This window comes from Clostridium culturomicium, from assembly GCF_000821305.1.
Classification (GTDB): domain Bacteria; phylum Bacillota; class Clostridia; order Clostridiales; family Clostridiaceae; genus Clostridium_J; species Clostridium_J culturomicium.
Window position 1 is genome coordinate 406,766 of record NZ_CCXK01000016.1, and the last position, 22,118, is coordinate 428,883.

General features: G+C 33.0%; 20 protein-coding genes, 1 pseudogene and 1 other annotated feature. Of the genes and pseudogenes, 5 read left to right on the forward strand and 16 right to left on the reverse strand.

The genetic code is table 11. The annotated features are described in order from the left end of the window. Positions 1-43 precede the first annotated feature (43 nt). The 13 genes and pseudogenes from oraE to BN1075_RS11290 form a co-directional block, all read right to left on the reverse strand. Positions 44-2,212, reverse strand: coding sequence for a D-ornithine 4,5-aminomutase subunit OraE (gene oraE, locus BN1075_RS11230; RefSeq protein WP_404989236.1), 2,169 nt, complete (start codon positions 2,210-2,212; stop codon positions 44-46). A gap of 2 nt (positions 2,213-2,214) precedes the next feature. After that, positions 2,215-2,586, reverse strand: coding sequence for an ornithine aminomutase subunit alpha (locus tag BN1075_RS11235; RefSeq protein WP_040193231.1), 372 nt, complete (start codon positions 2,584-2,586; stop codon positions 2,215-2,217). 28 nt (positions 2,587-2,614) lie between these two features. Further along, complete coding sequence (gene ortB, locus BN1075_RS11240; protein ID WP_040193233.1) at positions 2,615-4,033, reverse strand: 2-amino-4-oxopentanoate thiolase subunit OrtB; 1,419 nt, start codon at positions 4,031-4,033, stop codon at positions 2,615-2,617. 144 nt (positions 4,034-4,177) lie between these two features. After that, positions 4,178-4,468 carry a 2-amino-4-oxopentanoate thiolase subunit OrtA gene (ortA, locus tag BN1075_RS11245; RefSeq protein ID WP_040193234.1) on the reverse strand — a complete coding sequence of 97 codons (291 nt, stop codon included), beginning with the start codon at positions 4,466-4,468 and terminating at the stop codon, positions 4,178-4,180. A gap of 18 nt (positions 4,469-4,486) precedes the next feature. Further along, positions 4,487-5,533, reverse strand: a complete 1,047-nt coding sequence (gene ord / locus BN1075_RS11250) for a 2,4-diaminopentanoate dehydrogenase (protein WP_040193236.1) — start codon at positions 5,531-5,533, stop codon at positions 4,487-4,489. Positions 5,534-5,848: 315 nt separating this feature from the next. Further along, the gene (locus BN1075_RS11255) at positions 5,849-7,468 is read right to left on the reverse strand and encodes a beta-N-acetylhexosaminidase (RefSeq protein ID WP_040193237.1); all 1,620 of its coding nucleotides are present in this window, start codon (positions 7,466-7,468) and stop codon (positions 5,849-5,851) included. 287 nt (positions 7,469-7,755) lie between these two features. Next, positions 7,756-8,439: a flagellar brake protein gene (locus BN1075_RS11260; protein WP_040193238.1), complete on the reverse strand. Its 684-nt coding sequence runs from the start codon at positions 8,437-8,439 to the stop codon at positions 7,756-7,758. A gap of 130 nt (positions 8,440-8,569) precedes the next feature. Continuing rightward, positions 8,570-9,423: pseudogene (locus tag BN1075_RS11265) on the reverse strand (pentapeptide repeat-containing protein). Between the two features lie 248 nt (positions 9,424-9,671). Then, on the reverse strand, positions 9,672-11,426 hold the full coding sequence (argS, locus tag BN1075_RS11270; RefSeq protein WP_040193239.1) for an arginine--tRNA ligase: 1,755 nt from the start codon (positions 11,424-11,426) through the stop codon (positions 9,672-9,674). A gap of 44 nt (positions 11,427-11,470) precedes the next feature. Continuing rightward, positions 11,471-11,728, reverse strand: a binding site (T-box leader). Positions 11,729-11,980: 252 nt separating this feature from the next. Then, complete coding sequence (locus BN1075_RS11275) at positions 11,981-12,517, reverse strand: GNAT family N-acetyltransferase (protein ID WP_040193240.1); 537 nt, start codon at positions 12,515-12,517, stop codon at positions 11,981-11,983. Next, positions 12,517-12,858, reverse strand: a complete 342-nt coding sequence (locus BN1075_RS11280) for a DUF3784 domain-containing protein (RefSeq protein WP_040193241.1) — start codon at positions 12,856-12,858, stop codon at positions 12,517-12,519. Before BN1075_RS11280 ends, BN1075_RS11275 begins: the two co-directional genes overlap by 1 nt. After that, positions 12,851-13,729 carry a GNAT family N-acetyltransferase gene (locus BN1075_RS11285; protein ID WP_040193242.1) on the reverse strand — a complete coding sequence of 293 codons (879 nt, stop codon included), beginning with the start codon at positions 13,727-13,729 and terminating at the stop codon, positions 12,851-12,853. The genes BN1075_RS11280 and BN1075_RS11285 overlap by 8 nt, the downstream gene beginning before the upstream one ends. Positions 13,730-13,756: 27 nt before the next feature. After that, on the reverse strand, positions 13,757-15,127 hold the full coding sequence (locus BN1075_RS11290) for a sigma-54 interaction domain-containing protein (RefSeq protein ID WP_040193243.1): 1,371 nt from the start codon (positions 15,125-15,127) through the stop codon (positions 13,757-13,759). Positions 15,128-15,371: 244 nt separating this feature from the next. On the opposite strand from BN1075_RS11290, the gene BN1075_RS11295 reads away from it, so the two are divergent. From BN1075_RS11295 to BN1075_RS11305, 3 genes are all read left to right on the forward strand, one after another. After that, a complete protein-coding gene (locus BN1075_RS11295; protein WP_040193244.1) occupies positions 15,372-16,130 on the forward strand; it encodes a threonine/serine exporter family protein in 759 nt (252 codons plus the stop codon). Between the two features lie 11 nt (positions 16,131-16,141). Continuing rightward, positions 16,142-16,600: a threonine/serine exporter family protein gene (locus BN1075_RS11300; RefSeq protein ID WP_040193245.1), complete on the forward strand. Its 459-nt coding sequence runs from the start codon at positions 16,142-16,144 to the stop codon at positions 16,598-16,600. Positions 16,601-16,708: 108 nt separating this feature from the next. Then, on the forward strand, positions 16,709-17,284 hold the full coding sequence (locus tag BN1075_RS11305; protein WP_040193246.1) for a DUF2628 domain-containing protein: 576 nt from the start codon (positions 16,709-16,711) through the stop codon (positions 17,282-17,284). Between the two features lie 20 nt (positions 17,285-17,304). Here BN1075_RS11305 and BN1075_RS11310 read toward each other — a convergent pair whose 3' ends face one another. The 3 genes from BN1075_RS11310 to BN1075_RS11320 form a co-directional block, all read right to left on the reverse strand. Continuing rightward, complete coding sequence (locus tag BN1075_RS11310; protein ID WP_235777787.1) at positions 17,305-17,778, reverse strand: phosphatase PAP2 family protein; 474 nt, start codon at positions 17,776-17,778, stop codon at positions 17,305-17,307. A gap of 169 nt (positions 17,779-17,947) precedes the next feature. Further along, a complete protein-coding gene (locus BN1075_RS11315) occupies positions 17,948-18,826 on the reverse strand; it encodes a hypothetical protein (RefSeq protein WP_040193248.1) in 879 nt (292 codons plus the stop codon). A gap of 18 nt (positions 18,827-18,844) precedes the next feature. Further along, the gene (locus BN1075_RS11320; RefSeq protein WP_040193249.1) at positions 18,845-19,522 is read right to left on the reverse strand and encodes an HAD family hydrolase; all 678 of its coding nucleotides are present in this window, start codon (positions 19,520-19,522) and stop codon (positions 18,845-18,847) included. A gap of 222 nt (positions 19,523-19,744) precedes the next feature. On the opposite strand from BN1075_RS11320, the gene BN1075_RS11325 reads away from it, so the two are divergent. Next, complete coding sequence (locus BN1075_RS11325) at positions 19,745-20,299, forward strand: hypothetical protein (protein WP_040193250.1); 555 nt, start codon at positions 19,745-19,747, stop codon at positions 20,297-20,299. Between the two features lie 270 nt (positions 20,300-20,569). Beyond that, positions 20,570-22,006, forward strand: a complete 1,437-nt coding sequence (gene nhaC / locus BN1075_RS11330; protein WP_042387227.1) for a Na+/H+ antiporter NhaC — start codon at positions 20,570-20,572, stop codon at positions 22,004-22,006. The last annotated feature ends 112 nt before the right edge of the window (positions 22,007-22,118 follow it).

A 22,118-nucleotide genomic window follows, 5' to 3' on the forward strand; every position in this document is an offset into this window, starting at 1 on the left:
GCATACAGTATTTCATGTATGCCCCTCAATATTAGATTTTTAATTATTGTTGCTCTTTCATAAGAGTTTCGATGATAAATGAAGCAACGTTATTACCGTGAGTTCCTCTTCCAAACCCAGCATCCATTCCATTAGCTACTGCAATTTCATTTGTAACTTGAGTTCCACCGCAGCAGATTATGAATTTATCTCTGACACCCTTTTCAATACACAAATCATTAATCTTCTTCATATTCTTTGTATGAACATCATTGTGAGTGATGATGGTACTCATGATAATTGCCTGTGCCTTAGTTTCTATAGCGGCATCAATTAACTTTTCTACTGGACATGAAGTTCCTAAATAAACTACATCAATACCATATTTCTCTATTCCACCATGCTTAATATCAATTATTTCTCTAAGACCAACGGAGTGCTCATCTTCTCCTACCGTTGCTGCAACAACTCTTAATGGATGTTCCTTAACGTAATTTCTCATTACATCATCCTCTAAAAGCTTTTGCTTTTCAGGAATAACAAGTTCATCCTTCTTAACTGCAAAATTAACTCTCCCCTTGATTTCAACAAGAACCCCCTCTGCATCTTGAAGAACTTGCTTATGAATCACTTCCACATCTCTAAGATTCATTCTTTTTCCCATTTCAAGAGCAGCAGCTTCAGCTATGTTTTCTTCTTCTGTAATACATAGTGTTACAGATACATAACCATCCTTCTTCCACTCAACTTCTGGAATAATAGTCCCATCCTCTTTCACATTTTCCATTCTTGTTTTTACATTATCAACTTCATCTAATTCATCTATATAAACTATCTTACTGTGATCACATAAAGTACAGCCTTCTATAGGGTCACAGGCTTTATTGTACTTTTCTGGTACATTGTTATAACCAAAATGAGCACAAACTGGAGCAAAGTAATCTTCATCTCTTTGGACAACTGTATCGACTGCAAGTCCACCGTCAATCTTTCTTGCTATTCCATCCCCATTTCTCTCTGGGTATTCTCCTGAATCAACGAAGAACCCTTCTTCAACAGCCTTAAAGTAGCCACCTCTTTCAATCATTTCTTCTAAGAATAAAACTGCTCTTTCCTTAAGCTCTCTAACCTTCTCTGGAAGATATCCTTCATTCTTAAGCTCTACCATTTCCTTCAAGCCATCCATACCTAAAAGAGCTTGTTTTGCTGTATTTACTGCATGGATATTATTGTAGTGCCAAGGTACGTTTCTTCCTTCATCAGGAGTAATTGTACTTTGAATATCAGCTGAAGTAAGCTCAGAAATTAAAAGATTTAGTGCATGAGTTACTGTAGCTTCTCTTGTACAAGAAGACATATACTTAGTATTCATTTGAGCTCTCATCTTATAATTTCTAAATAAATCTCTAAGAGCCACTGCATAAGGTAAGTCAAGCCTCATACATGGAGCTGGTGGTGCAGTTGGAGGTACTGTAGATAAAGAAATATTCTCTGGCTTCATACCTGCTTTCTCTGAGAACTTAGAGTTTATTGCATGTTGCACCATAAGCTCAGGCATTACCTTGTAACCCTTCATTGCTGTAGCATTGGCATTATGTGCTCCATCTATCTGAAGCATATCTGCCCAGGCCATAACATTTTTAGCAACAGCAGCATCCACAAAGGAGCGAACCATATTTATATTTCTATAAAGCACATTGTATTGTGGGTCTTGGTGTGCTCCATTTATTCCTTCTTCTGCAAACATTACAGCTATATCAGGACCTGCTACCCCTGATACATAGGAGTGGAAGTTAATCTCTCTTCCCACTTCCTCTTCAATAAGGTCTAAAGCCTTTCTTGTTGCTCTAACCTCTTTTCTTGTTATAGGTACTCCTCCGATTCCTTCTGGGCTTCCTTCAATTAAACCATCATAGTGGCTTTGTCCTGCAGTTCTGATAACCATGATATGGTCAGCTCCATGCCAAGCCGCCATTCTCATTCTTCTAATATCGTCTTCAAATCTTCCTGAAGCTATCTCAGAAGTTATTACAGGCATCGGTTGAGGATCAATACTTCCAAAGCCAGCTGAACCTGGAAGTGCTTTGCTATTCTTTAGTGGCTTTGATATTTCCTTATACTCAAACTCTCCTATTGGTTCATTGTAAGCTTCTCTCCAGTGCCACCCTCTTCTCTTTGGTTCATATTTATCTAAATCCTTTAAAATTTCTTCCACATCTAATTTTTTATTCACTTCTAACAATTTACAACACCTCCCTTAAATAAAGCTGCTGCTTCATTCCAGCCTTTTCCCTGTGCTAACTGTCTTCCTGCTTCTAAATATGACATGCCTTTAAGGTCACCGTACTTTAAAACTACATTTCCCATGCCTTTACCAAGTAATCCTGCCTTTAATCCTTCAGCTACAATGGCATCTGATTCAATACTTGAAAAGCCCATTCTAAGTAGTACAGATCTCTCAATAGAAGAAGAGGTGTGATTGTATGCTAAATCTATTAATGGATCAACTATCTGTTCTGTTAACTTCCAAAACCTTTCGTATAATTCTTCATCACTTAAATCAGCTAAATGTTTTCTTCTAATTTCAAAATCATCTTCTCTTTTCACAATAAACTCCCCCTTTTGGTTTTTCCATTTATTTAAACCTTGTAGTTACACCATATTCCTTAAGAATTCCAGCTACTTCCTCGTAAGATAATTTTGTTTCTGCACACAAGAATTCCATATCAACCTTCTCTACGCTCTTACATTCTAATTGTTTTGAAGTGTTCTTAATTAAAGATTTTCTATAATCATTTAAGTCCATATTTCTTACGCATAAGCAGGATAGATCCTGTGGAAGTATAATATTTTCCCCTGGAATTTCTTCCGCTGGATTCCCCTTAATTATCTTGATTCCGTTATCCTTTGCAAAGGTTAATTGAGGCACTATGTGCTTTCCTGCTCCTGTATATTCAGTTTCTTGAACTACAAGAATTTCATCATCTTCCATCTCTTGAGCAATAACAAAAGCTGCTGCTAAGGATGTATTTCCTGCTGGTCCTCTCTCAAGTCCTTCAAGCTTTGATAAAAGCTCTGTCATATAAAATACCTGACCTTGAGCAACCGTTACATATCTATCTAAATATCTTAATGGTCTTGCAGCACTTCTTGGAACATCACTTCTATCTGGCCAAACCATAAATGGAATTCCAAAGCCCGTATGACCAGTAGTAAAGGATTTTCTATTAAAAGCACCATCACTTGCCATGTGAAGTCCTGATAAATCAACAGAAGCACCAATTACCTTTGTATTATCTGCCCCAGCCTTAAGGAGACCCCTAGCAGTTCCTGTAACATTTCCTCCTCCAGCGTGGGTAATTACAACTGCAGCTGGGTCCTTTCCAAACTTTTCTCTGCATTCAGTAGCAATTTCATATCCAAGGGTTTCAACCCCTGCTATTCCATAAGCTGAATATAAGGAGGCATTATAGAAACCAGTCTCTTCTAAAGTTTGAAGATAGGTAAAGAAAAGCTCAGGTCCTACCGTAAGCTGAAGTACTTCAGCTCCAAGATATTCACACTTTCTAGCTTTCTCTATAATCTCTGGCTGTCCAACTTTTCTAGAATCAAAACACTCTTGAACTATAGTGCATTTTAACCCTCTCATGGCTGCTTGGGATGCAACTGCTGCTCCATAATTTCCTGAAGTAGCTGAAGCAACTCCCTTATATCCCTTTTCCTTAGCATCATATACTGATACTGATGCTCTTCTATCCTTAAAGCTTCCTGAAGGATTGCAACTTTCATCCTTAACAAAAATTCTTGCTGCCTTTCCAGTTTTAGAAACCTTTCTAGCAAGAGCAGTAATATTTCTAAGCTCTAAAAGGGGTGTATTTCCAACTCCAACCTCTCCTTGAATTCTCATAATATCCTGAAGGGAATATCCTATATCTCTCATCATCAGTTCATAATTAAAAGCTATGTTTCCTTCTTCATATTTATCAAAATTCATGCCAACTGATTTAAGCATAATTTCATTTTTTCTGCTCATGACCTCTTCATATTTATTCAATGTCCCACCAACTTTCTTTTTAGGAAACTCCTTTTCATATTCATTTAAAGGAGTAAGTTCGTATTAGCCAAATCACAGATTTGGATACTCACTTAAATAAATTCCGAAGGAATTTCCTCATAAATTTTTTATTCTTCATTATTTTTAATCTTTGAGGATTTCCTTAGCCTGCTTTCCAATATAGGCAAGCTCACTTATATATCTACCAAAATCATGACTATAACCAGGCTCAACCTCTACTACTTTACCTTTTATTGTTCTATCTATTGCAGTAGTAACTTCAACCTCATCACCTATCTCACAATCTGAATTTACAAACCCTCTAACCCACATTTTAAGTTGAGTTTTCTTTGTATCCTCTGGAATTGCAGGAGAACGATCTGGGCAATCCAAAACTAAAGTTTCTATTTCAACAAATGTACCTTTTTTAATCATTTATTTAACACCTTCTTTTTATCTTTCAATCATGTCTCTAAAGTCACCCATAATAGCTCTAGGAACCGGTAAGTCTATCATTGTCTTTAAGCCTGGTCTTGCATTTATTACATGAGGAATCATATTAACTACCATAGCTATTGTTCCAAGTCCCCCATCAACCTCAGGCTTAATTGCCATGTTTACTTCTGGAGTTCCCTTAATTGTTATATAATCTCCTGTATGAGTTCCTTCCATCTCTGGTTCAATTTGCTGTGGGTGAATCATATCAATTTTCACTTCACCATCAACATACCCTTGTCCTGTCATATTAACTCCAGCCACATCTCCAGCAGCTGCAAAGCCATAAGGTGATTTTCTATCTACAGTTGTAACAATTGGTGCCATCTGTTGCTCAAACTTTTCAACTTTCCACCCTAAAGCATCAGCTATCATATTAACTGACTCTGAAAAACCAACGTGACCTGCAAGATGTCCACTTTCAACTCCAGCCATAAAATCATCAACTTTCATTCCAACACCCTGTTCTTCCATTACTGCTGGACCAAATGGAGATAAGCTATTAACTCTCTTAGCTTCAATATGCTTTACATCAGTCATACATCCTGTTAAACATACAACTAATAAATCCATTATTAATCCTGGATTTATACCTGTCCCAAGAATTGTTACTCCATTTTCCTTTGCTATTTTATTTAACTCTTCTGCTAAATCTGGATTTTGAGCCTGTGGGTAAGACATTTCTTCAGCAGTGGAGATAACATTAACCTTTTTCTCAAGTGCAAGCTTCAATCTTGGAAAAGCATTTTTAGTAAAGGAATCAGTAGCACATAAGCATACATCACAGCATTTATCTGTAAGCACTTCATCAATATCAGCTTTAATTAGTACATCTTTTCTTGCTCCTCTCGCTACTCCCAAAACTTCAAAAATACTTTTTCCAACTCTTTCTGGATGCATATCACATACTCCAACTATATCTACACCCTTTTTATGTAGAAGCATTCTTGCCATACCACTTCCCATAGCTCCGAAGCCCCATATTGCAACTTTTACATTTTCCATTACTATATCCCCCTTTGAATTTTCTTATTTAGCAATAAATTTTTCTAATAATATATACAGCAATTCTTATGCCAAATTTTTACTATTGCTCAGCTATATTTATTTCGATTTTGTCCAAATATTAAGCTGGTTTCCCTTCTTCTAACTACTAATTATTTAGTTAAATGCAAATTATTTTGCATCAATTAACTGGTTTTTCTCCATAAAAATAAGGTGTGCAAAATTCCTTGCACACCTTCTGCCGACTTTTCGGCACTTTATTTAATTTATTTAATTTATTTAATTTATTTAATTTATTTAATTTATTTAATTTATTTAATTAGTACTTCCCCAAATTTCAGGGTCCTTATAATAATTTACACCTTCATTTTCTAGTCTTGATCCTTGACCTTTCAATCTAACTTTATACTCCTCCCAATCTCTAGACGCTTTAGGAGTCCAACCTATCTCTGCATAACCAGGAAGTCTTGGATATATCATGTAATCCATTTGATCTTGATCTTCAATAAATTCAGTCCATAAAGGAGCTTCTAACCCTAAAACAAGTTCCTTTGGTGCAAAGTCTGTTGGATCCCAGTTATATGCTGTCTCAACTGGTATTAATCCTGCCCAATCAAGTCCATAAGGTGTATCCTTATTATATTTCATATCTAAATATGCCTTTGAAGCATTTGAAGTAATTATCTTCATTTTCTTTTCTACTGCTGCACTATTAGAATCCCTCCAGTTTTGAAGAATAACATCTGAAGTTATCTCCGGTGAAGTCTCTATTGGATCCCATCCAATGGGCTCCTTCCCATACTTCTGTGCAATCTTAGCTACTCTTCCAACAAAATAGTCATATCCTTCTTTGGGTGTGGAATCAGCTTCATCCCCGCCTATATGAATATACTTTGATGGTGAAATCTCTGAAACCTCTTTAATCACGTCATCAATAAAATTATATGTCTTTTCACTGTCTGTCATAAAAGTACTAAACCCAACCTTAGTGCCAGTATATAATGGCTTCTTTTGTCCATCTGGATTTAGGAACCCATAGGATGCCAAAGCTGCATTAGTATGTCCTGGCATATCAAATTCAGGTATTATTTCAACATATCTTTTAGCTGCATAATCCACTATATCTTTAAATTGTTCTTGAGTATAATATCCACCAGGACCTCCTCCAACTTCAGTACTGCCTCCTATTAAGGTTAAGTCAGGATATTTTTTTATCTCCAAACGCCAGCCTTGGTCATCACTTAAGTGTAAATGAACCTTATTTATCTTATACTGCGCATCTAAATCAATCTGACGTTTCACCTCATCTACGGTAAAGAAGTGCCTAGCTACATCTATCATTAATCCTCTATAGCTATATTCTGGTTTATCTACTATTGTCGCTGCTGGAATACTCCACTCAACACCCTTAACTATAGTACTTTTATCAATGTCAGCTGGTAGGGATTGTCTTAATGTTTGAACTCCTCGAAAAATTCCTTCAGGTTTAAAAGCAGTTATGGTTACTCCACTTGGATCTGTTACCATTTTATATCCTTCAGTTCCTTGATTTTCTTCTCCACCAACAGTAGTTAAAATGATGTTTCCTTTAGCAGTATTTTCACCTTTTATTACTTTTAACTCATAGCCTGTAGCTGGACTTAGCTTTTCTCTTAAAAATTCTGCAACCTTTACTAGCTCTTCTGTTTCTTCCTCATTATTTCCTTTTACATAAATTGAGGTATTTTTATTAAGAATAAACTTGCCTTTTCCAGCTTCATAGCTCAAAGGCTTTGGAATTATATTATTAGCTGTTCTATCTGACATAAAGGCTGTTTGCACGATTCCTCCTTCACTTGTCATAACTGTTATTACGGCAATCATTGGAGTTAATGCTAATACCATCATCAACATTAGTGCCATGACTTTCCATGTACTTTCTCCACTTTTCTTCATTTGTTCGCCCTCCTAGGAAATATTAAAAAGTTCAACTTACCAAATCACCGATTCGGATACTAACTTGTGAAACTCCTCCTCATTTTATTCGAAGGAGTAAGTTATTATTGTCCAAATAAAGGATTTAGGTACTAACTTATACTTATTTTATTTCCTAAAAGCTGTAGACTATACTAAATTTATGTTATAAATTAAAAAATCAGTGGTATTAATTATATTACTACCACTGATACATATTTTAATAATACATTAAATTTTGTCCTGCTTCATCTGCATACTTACACTCCTTATGAGTTAAGTTCTCTTCTTGATCTAGCAGAGTTATCATATATGTATCTGTTAATTTCATTTCTCTGCCTTTGACTCATACCACTAAATTTTAAGTTGTATAAGTATGTTCCACTTCTATAATTAATTCTTTTCTTCAAAATGGTACTTTTTATTCTATACATCTTTCCGTCTAAATTAAAACTAACCTTAATATCTTTCTTTGTAATATCTTCTAAGGCCTCCATAAGCATTCCATCTATGCTTATATCTAAAGTGTTTCCTGTATATACTTCTCTCTCTTCAGGAAGAATTGTATATTCAATATCCATTACTATTGGAAGTCTATAATTTTTTCTTCTTTGATTTTTTTCAATTGAATTACATATAATTCCTCTATAAAATACAATATTATCCCTTATTATCTTTTCATGTATCAATAACTCTGTGGAATATAGTTCCCCATAACTAATAAATTCAACTTTTATAACACTATTAGGTGCAAATCTAATAATCTCACGCTCATCAATAGGACATCTAAATACTACTTCCTTATTATTTAAAGATTCTACATAGCTTGTATATAACCTGCCATTAAATCTTGTTCTAATTGTTAAATTAAAATCTTCTTTTAGTAATTCAATATATTTCTCCAAAGATTTCTCAACATTTTTTTCAGATTTTTTATTAAACCAGCTAAACATCTTACTTCTCCTCTTTATTCCATTTTCTACCCACTATATATTATCGTATATTCTCATCCAAACTTTAGGATATTATGTAATAAAAAATCAAACCTACTTAATGTATGTCTGCTGTAACATTAATTTAATTTTACCAGTGAGACGGGCTGTCAATTGAATCTGGGAGTTTTGTATGTTCATTTCCCTTTGCTGAATTAATCTGTGGCTGTGTTATAAATATACTTTTTGAAAGGTCGGCTCCTCTTAAATCAGTATCCCTCATATCTGCTCCAATGAAATCTACACCTTCCAAATTCATATTTCTCAAGTCTGCTGCTATGAGAAGTGCTCCTCTTAAGTCCTCTCCAATCAAATTAATGTTCTTAAAATCAAAGCCTATAAAGTTATCTCTGCCTGCTAATTTCTTTTTTCTCTTTAATGATGATTTCTTACCTTTTCTGTAATTTCTTCTTACAAGCTCACTTGTTTCTGCAAGAAATTGATTTACTTTATGTCTATGGAGAATTAAATCAACTTTTTTTAATTCAGATGGCTCTAGAATAGTTAATGTCTCAGTCTCCTTTACCAATTCCATTATTTTTTCCTTTACTTTCAGGTCCTCCTGACTTTTATTGCATCATTCAGATACCACAGCATTTCCTGTAGCTGCCTCACAATTAAAAATACATTAAACATTTCATCTTTTATTTCTGGATTTACTCTCCAATCTCTCCCTTTATAAATTATCTCTGCAACCTTCTGACCTGCTCCAAAGCAATCGTAAGCTGTACACCCTTTCAAGCCTTTCTTCCTAAGCTCACTATGAACCTTGCATTTATAATCCTCCATCAAATTAATACAAGGATTTCCAGCTTCCTTATCTACTGGAAACCCTTCTGCTGCTGAAAAATATAACGCTGCACAACAAAAGCCAAAACACTTATCACACTGTGCTCTTAATTCCATTTTTAAATTTTCCTCATTCAAGGCTTTACCATTTATCATTACTAAGCCACCAATCATCTTAAAATTATTTTTTTATTCCTTGAAGTGGTATTCACTTCAAATGTTGAAATCTTATTTAAAAGCTTATTTACAATGCCATATTCATGCCTTTAAAAACTAAAGCATCATTTACTTTATTTATTCATCTTACTCTATTTTATAATATTTCAAGCCACTATCCAAGAAACTTTAACTTTTAATAATTTCAAAAAAACAAAAGGCTGTAGGTTTCCTACAGCCTTTTCTTATTACATTCTTTCTACACTTTCCATACCCAATAAATCTAAGCACTGCTCTAGTGTATTCTTAACTAGGTTGATTAAGCTTAGCCATGAAGATTTTTTAGCTTCATCTTCTTCAGCTAATATCTTTGTATCATTGTAGAATTTGTTAAAGTTATTAGATAACTCATAAACATATTCACAAATCTTATGTGGTGCACGGTCTCTGTAACTTGATTCTATAACTTCATTAAACTTGATTAATTGAAGCATTAAGTTTCTTTCTGCATCACTTTGTGGAGCTGCAATATTAGAGAATTCAGTAACTCCAGCTTTATTTAATATAGATTTAATTCTTACTATTGTATATAGGATATATGGTCCTGTATTTCCTTCAAATGAAGCAAATCTTTCAATATCAAAGATATAATCCTTAGATGCTTGATTTGATAAGTCACCATATTTTAAAGCAGCTAAACCTACTTTTGATGAAATCTCTTCAACATCTTCCTCAGCTATATTTTTATTATCCTTAAGCTTCTCTTTACCCGCTTCTTTAATAAGGTTTATTAAATCTGCAAGTCTCATTACTCCACCCTCACGAGTTTTGAATGGCTTTCCATCCTTACCGTTCATAGTACCAAAGCCTACGAAGTCTAGTGTTACATTCTCACCAGCAATACCTGACTTTTTAGCGCCTCTGAAGAATTGCTCATAGTGAAGTCCTTGTCTTTTATCGGCAAGGTATATTAACTCATCAGCCTTTAAATCTCTAACTCTCTCTACTACTGTAGCAAGGTCAGTTGTACCATATAAAGATGCTCCATCAGATTTTAATAAAAGAAGTGGTGGAACTGGGCTCTTATCTGTTTCTTCACTAACATCAAAAACTAAAGCTCCTTCACTTTCTTTCGCAAAGCCACCATCTTTTAATTCTTGAATCATTGCTGGAATTAACTTTTGTGCATCACTTTCACCATTCCATAATTCAAACTCAACATTTAAATCTCCATAGTTTTTCTTAAGATCTTTAACTGAAACATTTAAGATGTGCTTCCATAAAGCATAATATCCTCTTCTACCCTGTTGAAGTTCAACAGTTGCCTGTTTTGCAGCTTCCATAACCTTCTCATCAGTCTTAGCAAGCTTGCTTGCATATGGATAAATATCTTCTAACTCATCAATAGTAAATGGAGCTTCTACTGGATATTCTCCTTCAAAGCTTGCATCAAAGTAAGGAAGCTCTGGATTACGTCTTTCAACCTCAGATATAACCATTCCCATTTGAAGTCCCCAGTCACCTAAGTGAACATCACCAATTACATCGTGGCCCATAAACTTAGCAATTCTCTTTATGCTTTCTCCTATGATGGCAGATCTTAAATGTCCGATATGCAGTGGTTTTGCAACGTTAGCTCCACCGTAATCAACTATTACCTTCTTAACTTCCGTTGCTTTTGAAAGTCCTAACTTCTCATCACCATTCATTTTATTAACATAATCAACTAAAAACTCATCGTTAATTGTTATGTTAATAAATCCTGGTCCTGCAATTTCCAACTTAGCAAACATTGGATTTTCCTTTAACTTTTCAACAACCTCATTTGCAATCACAACTGGAGCTTTTTTAAATTTCTTAGCATCCGCTAAAGCTCCGTTACATTGATATTGACATAAGTCTGGTCTGTTTGATGTATTTACCTTTCCACTTTCCCTTGTATATCCAAGGTTTTCAAAGGCATCTTTTACTACATTACTAATTTGATTAATAAAAATGTCCATACTTTTCCTCCTATTTTTGCATATAAAAAACCGCCTCTTTACAACAAAGAGACGGATATTCCGCGGTACCACTCAATTTAACTAAATAATAAGTTCACTCAAAACCTTAACGCGGTCAACGTCACATCCTTACCTCTTAGAAATCTTTCCATAGAAATTTACTTTACTATGAATTTTTCTAAAATGCTCGAATAGCTTCTCCAAGGTCCTCTTCCTTACTTTATATCTTGTAAGACTCACACCCTCCTCTTACTCGCTGAAAGACATGTTGAAATAAGTACTATCCTCTTCACAGAATTTATTTTTAAATGGAAACTCCTTATAATATTCATTCAAAGGAGTACTCTTACAGAGTAAGTTCATATTATCCAAATTTTAATTTGGATATTCACTTAATCTCGTGTTAGTCAAATCGAAGATTTGAACACTCACTTATAAGCTATTATTTATTATAGCCAACTATCTTACATTATAACTCATTATTTATAATATATCTAATGTTACAATATTGCAACCCTTAAATTATAACTTTTTTATTATCATCTAAACTAAGCTTATAAAACAAACTCCAACTGACAATCACAAGGCTCCTCAGCCACTAATTTTTCATTATATTCCACTGCCTCAACACATCCAAGCTTTTTATAAAATGCTTGTGATTCTATGGATGAGTGTGCCGAAATATAAAGTTTCTTTGCACCCATATCCCTAGCACTGTTTACTGCTAACTCAAAAAGTTTTCTTCCAATTCCCATACCACGTCCTTCAAATGTAACATGGATAGATGATAATTGTAGATACTCCTTTTGTCTACCAAATAGAGCATTTTCCACAGATACAAAACCTGCAAGACTTTCAGCATTAAATGCTGCGAATACCACTCCGCCAGTATTTGCTGTATTTTGAAGACATTTCACTAGGAACTCATACTCCTTTGAAGTCCATTCTTCTGTAAATTCAATATCCTTTATTACCCAATTATCTTCAACTTTTCGCCAGCATTTAGTTACCCTTTGGTATCTATTAAAATCCTTAAATAAGTCTTTATTTATTTCATCTACTTCTAATTTTCTATATTTTATTTTTCCCATTACTTACCTCTCAAATTTATTTCTTTTTTTCCATACTTATTTGTTCTATAAACGCCAATTCCAATGCCACTGCACACAATTATGATCTGAATTATACACACTGCTTTAAGGTATCTATCTAAAAATAATATCCCTATTATCCCAACTATAATTTCTAATAGTCCAGTGTATAACAAAGATCTCCCCATAATCCTTGAAACCTTTTCCTTATCGTCCCCATTGTCATCAAAACCATTTATCATATCTCCGGCATTTTGAGTTTTAATTATTGCTCCAAACCCTGAAAACATTACACCTATTAAAAAAGTTACAATTAATAAAACAATTTTATCATCACTCATATTTTATATCCAACTTACTTTCTAAATCGTACAAATAGTAGTCAACTTGAAAATCTACTTCAAAACCACACTTTAAGTATAGATTATATGCTGCTGGATTGCTTGAGTCCACATCCAAAACTATCTTATTTGTATGCTTTAAACCCTCATCTAAAATAAAGGTCATAAGCTGTTTTCCCAAACCTTTTCCACGATACTTTTTTATTATTCCAACGCCATAACAGTATGCCATATCCTCCTCATAAGCTAAATTAAACATTCCAACTGATTCATCTCCCAAGTATGCTATATATGCGACCCTAGTATCCGAATTTAATATTGCATTTACTAATTTTTCATTATCCCCTACATCTTCGAAAATTTCATTATTCAACTTAATATACTCATCCTTATGTTCAACCTTCAGTACCTTAAACACTAACTCATTACTTGCACCATCATCAATTCTTTGCTTACAGCTCATTGTGTATTCCGACCGTTCTAATTTATTAGGCTTAAAGCTGTCAATTGCTTTTAATGCAGCTACTCCATTTGGCTCTAATTGAAATAAGACCTTTTTGACTCCAGCTTGTAACAAAATTTCCCTTGCAAATAAAAATAGATTTTTAAAATACCCTTTTTTTCTTGCCTTAGGAGCTGTAACTGCTATGATCTCAGCCACCTCTGACGTTGGCATAAAGGCAGTTAAAAAAGCCTTAAGCTTCCCATGGTCATATGCCATAAAAAAGCATGGAAGTTCTTTATTAAAATTAATTTCACTTGAAAGATAAGCTTTATTTTTTAACCCCTCAACTACATTACATCTATTTTCAAGACTTTGTATATCATCCTTTTCTTCTTTAGTTAATAAGCTAGTCATATTAATTATCATTTTATCACCTTATTTTCATTACTAATCTTATATCAAACCATGTTTTTTTAATTTATATTGAAGATTTTGCCGTGATATCATTAGCTCCTTTGATGTTTTGCTCACATTATTCTTATTTTTTTGAAATACTCTTTTTATAATATCCTTTTCTATATTATTAATATATTCATCCAAGCCAACAAGTTCTTTATATTCCCTTTGTGATTCTTTCTCAATAATCATGTTAATTTTATTTCCGAAAGATTCCTTAGTTAATACATGTCCATCTTCTATCATGTTCATAGCTCCTTCTATGGAGTTTTTAAGTTCTCGCACATTCCCTGGCCAATCATAGTTCATAAAACCTTCTAGAACCTCTTCGCTTATTGATTCTACATTCTTAAATAAAATTTTATTATAATAATCAATAAAATACTTGCATAAAGGTCTTATATCTTCTCGCCTTTCACGCAGTGGTGGAATTCTAAGCCTTATGACACTTAACCTATAATAAAAATCCTTCCGTAATTTTCCTTCTTCCATTAGCTTATTAGGCTCTTCATTTATAGTAGCTATAATTCTAACATCTACATCTATATATTTATTACTCCCTATAGGACGAATATAACCGTCTTGAAGCACTCTAAGTAATTTAGATTGTAGGTATGGGTCCATAGCATTTATTTCATCCAATAACATTGTTCCTCTATGAGCTTCCTCAAAGAGCCCCTTTTTATTTTCAGCACCTGTAAAGCTTCCTTTAACAGTTCCAAATAGCATCCCTTCTAATAAGGCACTTGGTATTGCAGCACAATTTATTGCAATGAAAGGTTTGTTGCTTCTGACACCTTCATAGTGGATACTTTGAGCAAAGAGCTCCTTCCCACAGCCGGTTTCCCCATATATAAGTACAGAAGAGTTTGATAGCCCTGCCTTTCGACTCTTTACAATCTCTTCCTGCATAACTTCACTTCCGCCTATAATATCTTTAAATGTATAATAGTGCTTTTCTGATTTTGCTTTACTTCCAAGATTACAAATAGTTTCATTAAGTTTCTTAATTTGAGTCATATCTCGTGCAATCTCTATAACAGCATTAACTTCACCATCCTTTAGAACTGGTATAGTTGAATTAATACTTGTTATAACTTTTCCTTTATCATTACTATAGTTTTGTATATTATCTCTAGATGCAATTCCACTTTTCAAACTCTTAATAATTGTTGATTTTTCTTCAAGCCCCTTTAAATACTCTTGAATTTCTTTTCCCATAACATCCTTTGCTTCGACACCTTCAATGGCACCCATTGCATCATTGTAGTAGATTGTTTTCCCTTTAGCATCAACAATATGTATACCTTCTTTTAGATTCTCAATCAAACAATTCAAAAGCAATTTACTGTCCTTCAAAAAACTCACCCCATACGAACAATTAAATAGTAAAATAACAACTCAAACCCTAACAAATATCGCTAATTATAATTTATCACAATATTTCAATAATATATAATATATTTTACTACTTATTCATAAAATAAAGTGATATAATTTTTTATTTAGTTATTCAAACTTAATCATGTAAATGCATATGAAGATGAGTTTCCAATAATAATAAAATATGATAATATATTTTAGATATATAAATTAGATAAGGAGTATTAATATGGCAAATGATACTATAGTAAATCTAGCTGCAGAAGCAGGCAAAATTATGTTACAAAATGGCGGCGAAACCTATAGAGTTGAACAAACCATAGGAATGATTTGCCAAGCTTATAATATAAAAGATACACAGAGCTTTGTATCACCTACAGCTATTATCACTTCAACAACTAGTGATGATGGTAAAAACAGCACAATAATAAAAAGGATAACAGCTCGTTCAATTGATTTAAATAAAGTAGCAATGATTAATGATTTATCAAGAAAAGTACAGAATAATCCACTATCTTTTGATGAATTTAAAAAAGCGCTTCATGAAATCTCTAAGTATCCCAGCTATAGTCCCTTACTTAAAATGATTTTTGCTGGATTAACTACCGCTTCTTTTACTTTCCTATTTGGCGGACGCATTTTTGACTTTATAGCTGCATTCTTTACAGGAATGATAATTAACAGAGTATGTGCTCTATTAGCAAGATTTAGGGTTAACGATTTCTTTATAAACATTATAGGAGGTACCATTGCAGGCCTTATCGGGCTCTCAGCCTCCTCTTTAAGTCCCGTTTTTCATGAAGATGTTATTATCATAGGCTCTATAATGTTGCTTGTGCCTGGCCTAATTATAACTAACGCTATTCGCGATACTATAGCAGGTGATTTAATCTCTGGACTTTCACGTGGACTTGAAGCCATTGTGATTGCTGGTGCAATAGCAATCGGTGCTGCCTTTAGCTTTAAACTTTGGATGTATATTGTATAGGAGGATTAGAAATGGTTTTACAAATTATATGTGCTTTCATTGCCACTCTTGGCTTTGGAATATTATTTAATGTTCGTGATAAAAATCTATTTTTTGCCTCTTTAGGTGGTGCCCTTGGATGGCTTGCATATCTAATTTCCATGAATATAAATGGTTCTGTAATGCTGTCTACTTTTATTGCTTCACTTGTAATTAGTATATATGCTGAAATTTTCTCTAGAGTTTTAAAAAATCCAGTAACCCTGTTTCTAATCTGTGCTCTTATTCCACTTGCCCCAGGAAGTGGAATGTATTATACAATCCTTGCAGCTGTGCAGGGAGACATTATGCAGTCTTTAAATAAAGGAATAGAAACCTTATCAGTGGCTGGATTAATCGCTCTTGGGATTATAACTGTTTCAACCTTAAGCAGACTTATTCAAAGAATAAACTATATTCGACACAACAAGTTATCAAAAATTAGCAAATAAAAATGCCATACTCTTAATTGAGTTTGGCATTTTTATTTATATTGGTTTTATTATTAAGTCCTAAGAATAAATATAATATTATATAATTCATCCTTAGGAGGCTCCTTAATGTATTGTAAGTACTGTGGATATGAAATTCTTGAGAACACTACCCTCTGCCCCAAATGTGGAGCTTTTACTGAAATCCAATCAGCTGAATCCGAGTTTAACTTTAATAACTTCTCTTCTGATGAAGTAACCCTCCATGAACTCCAGTTATTTATTGGAATAGATAATTCAAACTACTACCTGGAAAAATGGGAGAAATACATTAAGAATGAAAACTCTCTTTCACCCTCATGGAATTGGACAGCTTTTCTATTTGGTTTTTTTTGGATATCCTATAGGAAGATGTACTTTTGGGCTTATTCGTCAATTATTATAAACTTAGTTTCTATCTTAGTAAACTCTTCAACCTTCACACTGTTTGTTAACTGGTCTTTTTGCTTTCTTATAGCACTCTTCAGTAATAAGCTGTATTTCCACTACTCTAAAAATCAAGTAAAAAAGATTAAAGGAAATATTTCAGATGATAAAGACTTAGAAAATAAAATACTTAACCGCGGTGGAACCAGTATCGGAGCATTAGCTATATATATTTTAATCTATTTGTTATTTACATTTATATTCACAGTCTTCCAATAATAAAAGCTGACCAAAATTGGTCAGCTTTTATTTACTTTAATACTATCATCACTTATAAACTTATTTACAATCATTACTGCTACAATTGCAGAAATTACCCCAAATATCGAACCCATTAAAACATCTGATGGATAATGAACAAATAGATACAACCTGGAAAATGCTATAAGCGCAGCTAATATTAATGCTGCTATGCCTTCTCTCTTATGATACATATAAATAACTGTCGCTCCTGCAAAAGATGCAAAGGAATGACCAGATGGAAATGAAAAATCAGTCGGGTTTTTAATCAATAGAATTACACTTGTATCAACCCATGATGGCCTTGGTCTCGCAAAGACATTCTTCAAAATAACATTTCCAAAAATAAAAGAAAATAATAATGCTAAAGCCATAGCAATTCCACATTTCCTATACTTTTTAGAAAATAAAAAAATAACCGAAAGTACAATCCAAATTATTCCCGCATTGCCTAGACTAGTTATAAAAAACATAATGGAATCTAATAAACTGCTATGTATATTTTGTATCCCATGCAAAATGGACATTTCCATTTATCTTCACCTCTTTCTTGGTTTATTAAAGCCTTTATCGCCTGTTTCTTCTACCTTTTTATAACATAAATAATCATATAATTAAATACATCTAAATCCAATTTCTCCATCACCATTTAGGATAAATAACCTCTGCATTTGTTCTGTACTCAATATCCTCATTTTCGTATATATCAAATCCACCTACATTTGAAGAATATTTTATACCTTCTTCTGTTGTCATCTCGAAGACAGTATTATAACCACCTTCCTGACCAAAATATTCACCAAGCTTACATCTATAAATATCTCCATAGGAATCTAAACTAACTTTTTTTACTTGCTCTCTTCCAACTTCTTTTCCATTCCAGTCAAGAATAATTAATTCAACCTTTTCAGGTTTTATATTAAAATTCTTACTTGTTTCACTTTGTGGGGTTACTGTTATAGTGATTTCCTGCTCCTCTGCATCCATCCAATCTACTCCGGCTCCCCAATGACTTTCAACTCCAAATGCAAACATCTCATTAATATTTATTGGTTCTAAAGATTGCTGTCTGCTTGAATTATCCGTTTCAAAGATAACAGTTATTCTTGCTTCATTATCTAACTTTACTTCTATTCTTGCAAAATAATCTTCTGTTTCATTCTTTAATGCTTCTATCTTCCCGCTTCCATTTGAAGTTTCAAACTTAACAAAAACCTTTTCTCCATTACGAAGTTCCTTCGGTTCAAAAAATACATCTATGTACATCTTTTGATCTTCATAAACCGCTTTGGTATGTACATCATCTAAAATACTTGTTGCTTCATTTATTTTGTTTGTAAATTCCTGCTGAATATTACTGATATTTTTCCTCTCACTCTGCAGTCTTTTTTCTAAATAATCTAATCTGACAATTAAGTCATGGTTTTCTTTTTTCAATTTAGTTACTTCTATAAAAGTAAAAATAAACAATATGGAAACAGATACTCCCAGAACTATTTTTAGTTTTTCCTTTCCCAGCATTCCCATTCCCCCAACCTATTACTTATTTGATTTCTTTTCATCTGAAAATAAAAGATTATATAATTCATCTACAGTTTCAAGGTAATAGTCACAATTTTTCTTCATAAAATCTTTTATTAACGGTGTTGTTTTTTCCCATCCAGCACAAGCAAAATCTACTTTACATTTTTTAGCCATATCAAATCCAGGCTTTAAATCATCTACCATTAGAAGCTCATCTGGTTTTAAATTATATACTCTCATTATTTCCTCCAATGGAAAAGGATTAGGTTTACGATAACCATCTCCCTTATCCCATCCAAAAATCATATCTGGAGTTAATCCAAAGCTCTCTATATAATCTCTTTTTATATTGTCACTTAGAGAATGTGACACAACACAAATTAGTCCACCTTCAGACTTTTGCTTCTTTAAAATTTTATCAAACCCCTCATAATAAGAAGGTATATGCTCTTTCACATAGTTATCCCAATTAGCTAGCTGAAACTCCATTTCTTCTTCAGAAAGCTTCAAAACATCATTACAGTACTCTCCAAACCCTGGATCAAAACAAGCTAAATTATACTCATCAAAAGTCATCTTCATCCCTGGTCTTAATTCATTTAACGCACGCATAAATACTGGATAATGTATATCCTTTGTGCTATCAAAAACTGTATCATCATGATCTAATACTAAACATTTATATTTCAACATTTTATCCTCCAAATAATTAACTATTTTATTATTATACATAAAACAAGGTAACACCTATCCATATATGTAAAATATATCTATATAATTATATACTAAATTTTTATTTTAACCAAATATTATTAAATAACTACTTTCTCCAAATTAATAGATTCTATTTGTTATGTGACACTTACCCCCTTTATTGCTTATTATGATAATAAATAACTTTTGTGGAGAAATTTTATGAGCAATTATCAATTTAACAGCCTTGAAGATTTTATAAATTTTTTCTATAATTCCTGTAATAATACAAATAGTACTTGTAACAACTGTGAGTTTGGAAATAAAAATGCTGAGGCTGACCTATCTTCTCGTTGTGCCAACAGCGATATACCGGGTGGTTTTCAAGATGCAAATCCGCAATTTTTAATAATGGCCACTTCAATAATAGGAACACTTCTTGCAGAAAAGATGCCCTTTAATGTACAAAATGCTGTTGCTAACTGGCTAATGCTTCTTGGACAATCCATAGAGCTATTTAATGCACAACAGCAATACTTCCAAGGAGGTCCTGGACGAATATACAATCCTATATACAGAAACGCAGCCAATCCTTACTGTAGTGATTCATCTGATGAAAGTCAACGAAATATATCATCAAAATCGACTAAAAATAATCCCAGGTCAAATTACTCCAATCAAGAATATAATGTAAACGACCTAAAAATAACCATTGATGAACTACATAAAGAAATAAATAATCTAAAAAAAGAAATTGACAAAATTAAAAACTCCTAATAATTCTTAATTTACTTCCTTCTATATAAAATTTTCTTAATATATATTAATAAATTTCTTATAGTTCATTAATTGTTTATACTTATTTTAAATTTAATCATCTTAAAGATTTTTATTTAATATTTATTAATAAATTTCATTGAATTCTTGTATATCTTTGTCGTAAAATTTATTTTTTTATCGACAACGTTCATATTTACCTAACAATTAGCTTGTACTATACTTAATTCAATCTTATTATAAGTTAATTTTGTTAGGAGTGTGTTTTTAATGAAAGAAAAAAAAGAAAGTAATTCTAAAGACTCAAAGGTACCTCTCAAACCCAATTTACTAATCTCAGCCATTCCAATTCTAGTTCTAATGATATCACTATCAGTGACTATAATTGTATATGAAGGAAGTCCACACATACCACTTTTAATCTCTGCCTGTGTAGCTGGAATTATATCCCTTATCCTAGGTAACAAATGGAACGACATTGAAGCTGGTATTATTAATACAATTCAAATGTCAATGCAAGCTATACTAATACTAATGATTATAGGTATATTAGTAGGTACTTGGATATTATGTGGTACCGTACCAACTATGATTTATTATGGGCTTAAGATTCTTTCACCTTCAATTTTTCTTTTAGCAACCTGTATTATTTGCTGTATTGTTTCATTAGCTACCGGTAGTTCTTGGACTACTGCTGGTACAATAGGTATAGCTCTTATGGGTGTTGGTGCTGGCCTCGGCATACCAGCTCCTCAAATTGCAGGTGCAATTATATCTGGAGCATATTTTGGAGATAAAATGTCTCCTTTATCAGATACAACAAACCTAGCTCCAGCAATGGCAGGTACAACCTTATTTGAACACATTAAACATATGATATATACTGTTACTCCTAGCTTAGTAATTGCTTTAATCGTATTTGGTATCCTGGGCTTAAAGTATGTTGGAAAACCATTAGATACTTCTTTATTAAATGATATTTTCGCTGGCTTAGAAGCTTCTGGATCTTTAAATCCTATATTACTTCTTCCTCCAGTTTTAGTTATCTTTCTTGTAGTAAAAAAGATGCCTGCTATTCCCGGTCTACTACTTGGTGTTGTAGCAGGTGCAATTTTAGCTATAGTTGTACAAGGTGTCAACTTTGGAGATATAGTAACTGTTCTTAATGATGGTTATACAAGTTCAACTGGAGTTGCCGTTGTAGATGACTTGTTAAGCGGTGGTGGACTTCAAGGTATGATGTTTACTGTATCCTTAATCATATCTGCCATGATATTTGGTGGTGTTATGGAACAGTCTGGAATGCTTAATGCTCTTGCAGAAAGTTTACTAAGATTTGCAAAAGGAACTGGTTCACTGGTTTTTGTGACAATTTTATCTTGTTTCTTAGTTAACCTTCTAGCTGCTGATCAATACTTATCAATTGTAATCCCTGGAAGAATGTATAAAAATGAATTTGCTAAACGTGGATTACATCCAAAGAACCTCTCTAGATGTCTAGAAGACTGTGGTACATTAACATCAGCCTTTATTCCATGGAATACTTGTGGTGCATATATGTCTACAACCTTAGGTATATCCCCTCTAGCTTATGCTCCATACTGCATACTAAACTATATAAATCCTATTATTTCAATAATTTATGGATTTACAGGCTTTACAATGGAAAAACTTGAATCAGATATTGAATCTGCTGTAGAACTATAATATATAATAAAAGGGAGTACACCAAGTACTCCCTTTTATTGTGACCAAATCACACAATTATTTTATATAAATGTTACAATATATTATAGATTAAGTAATTAACACATTTAGA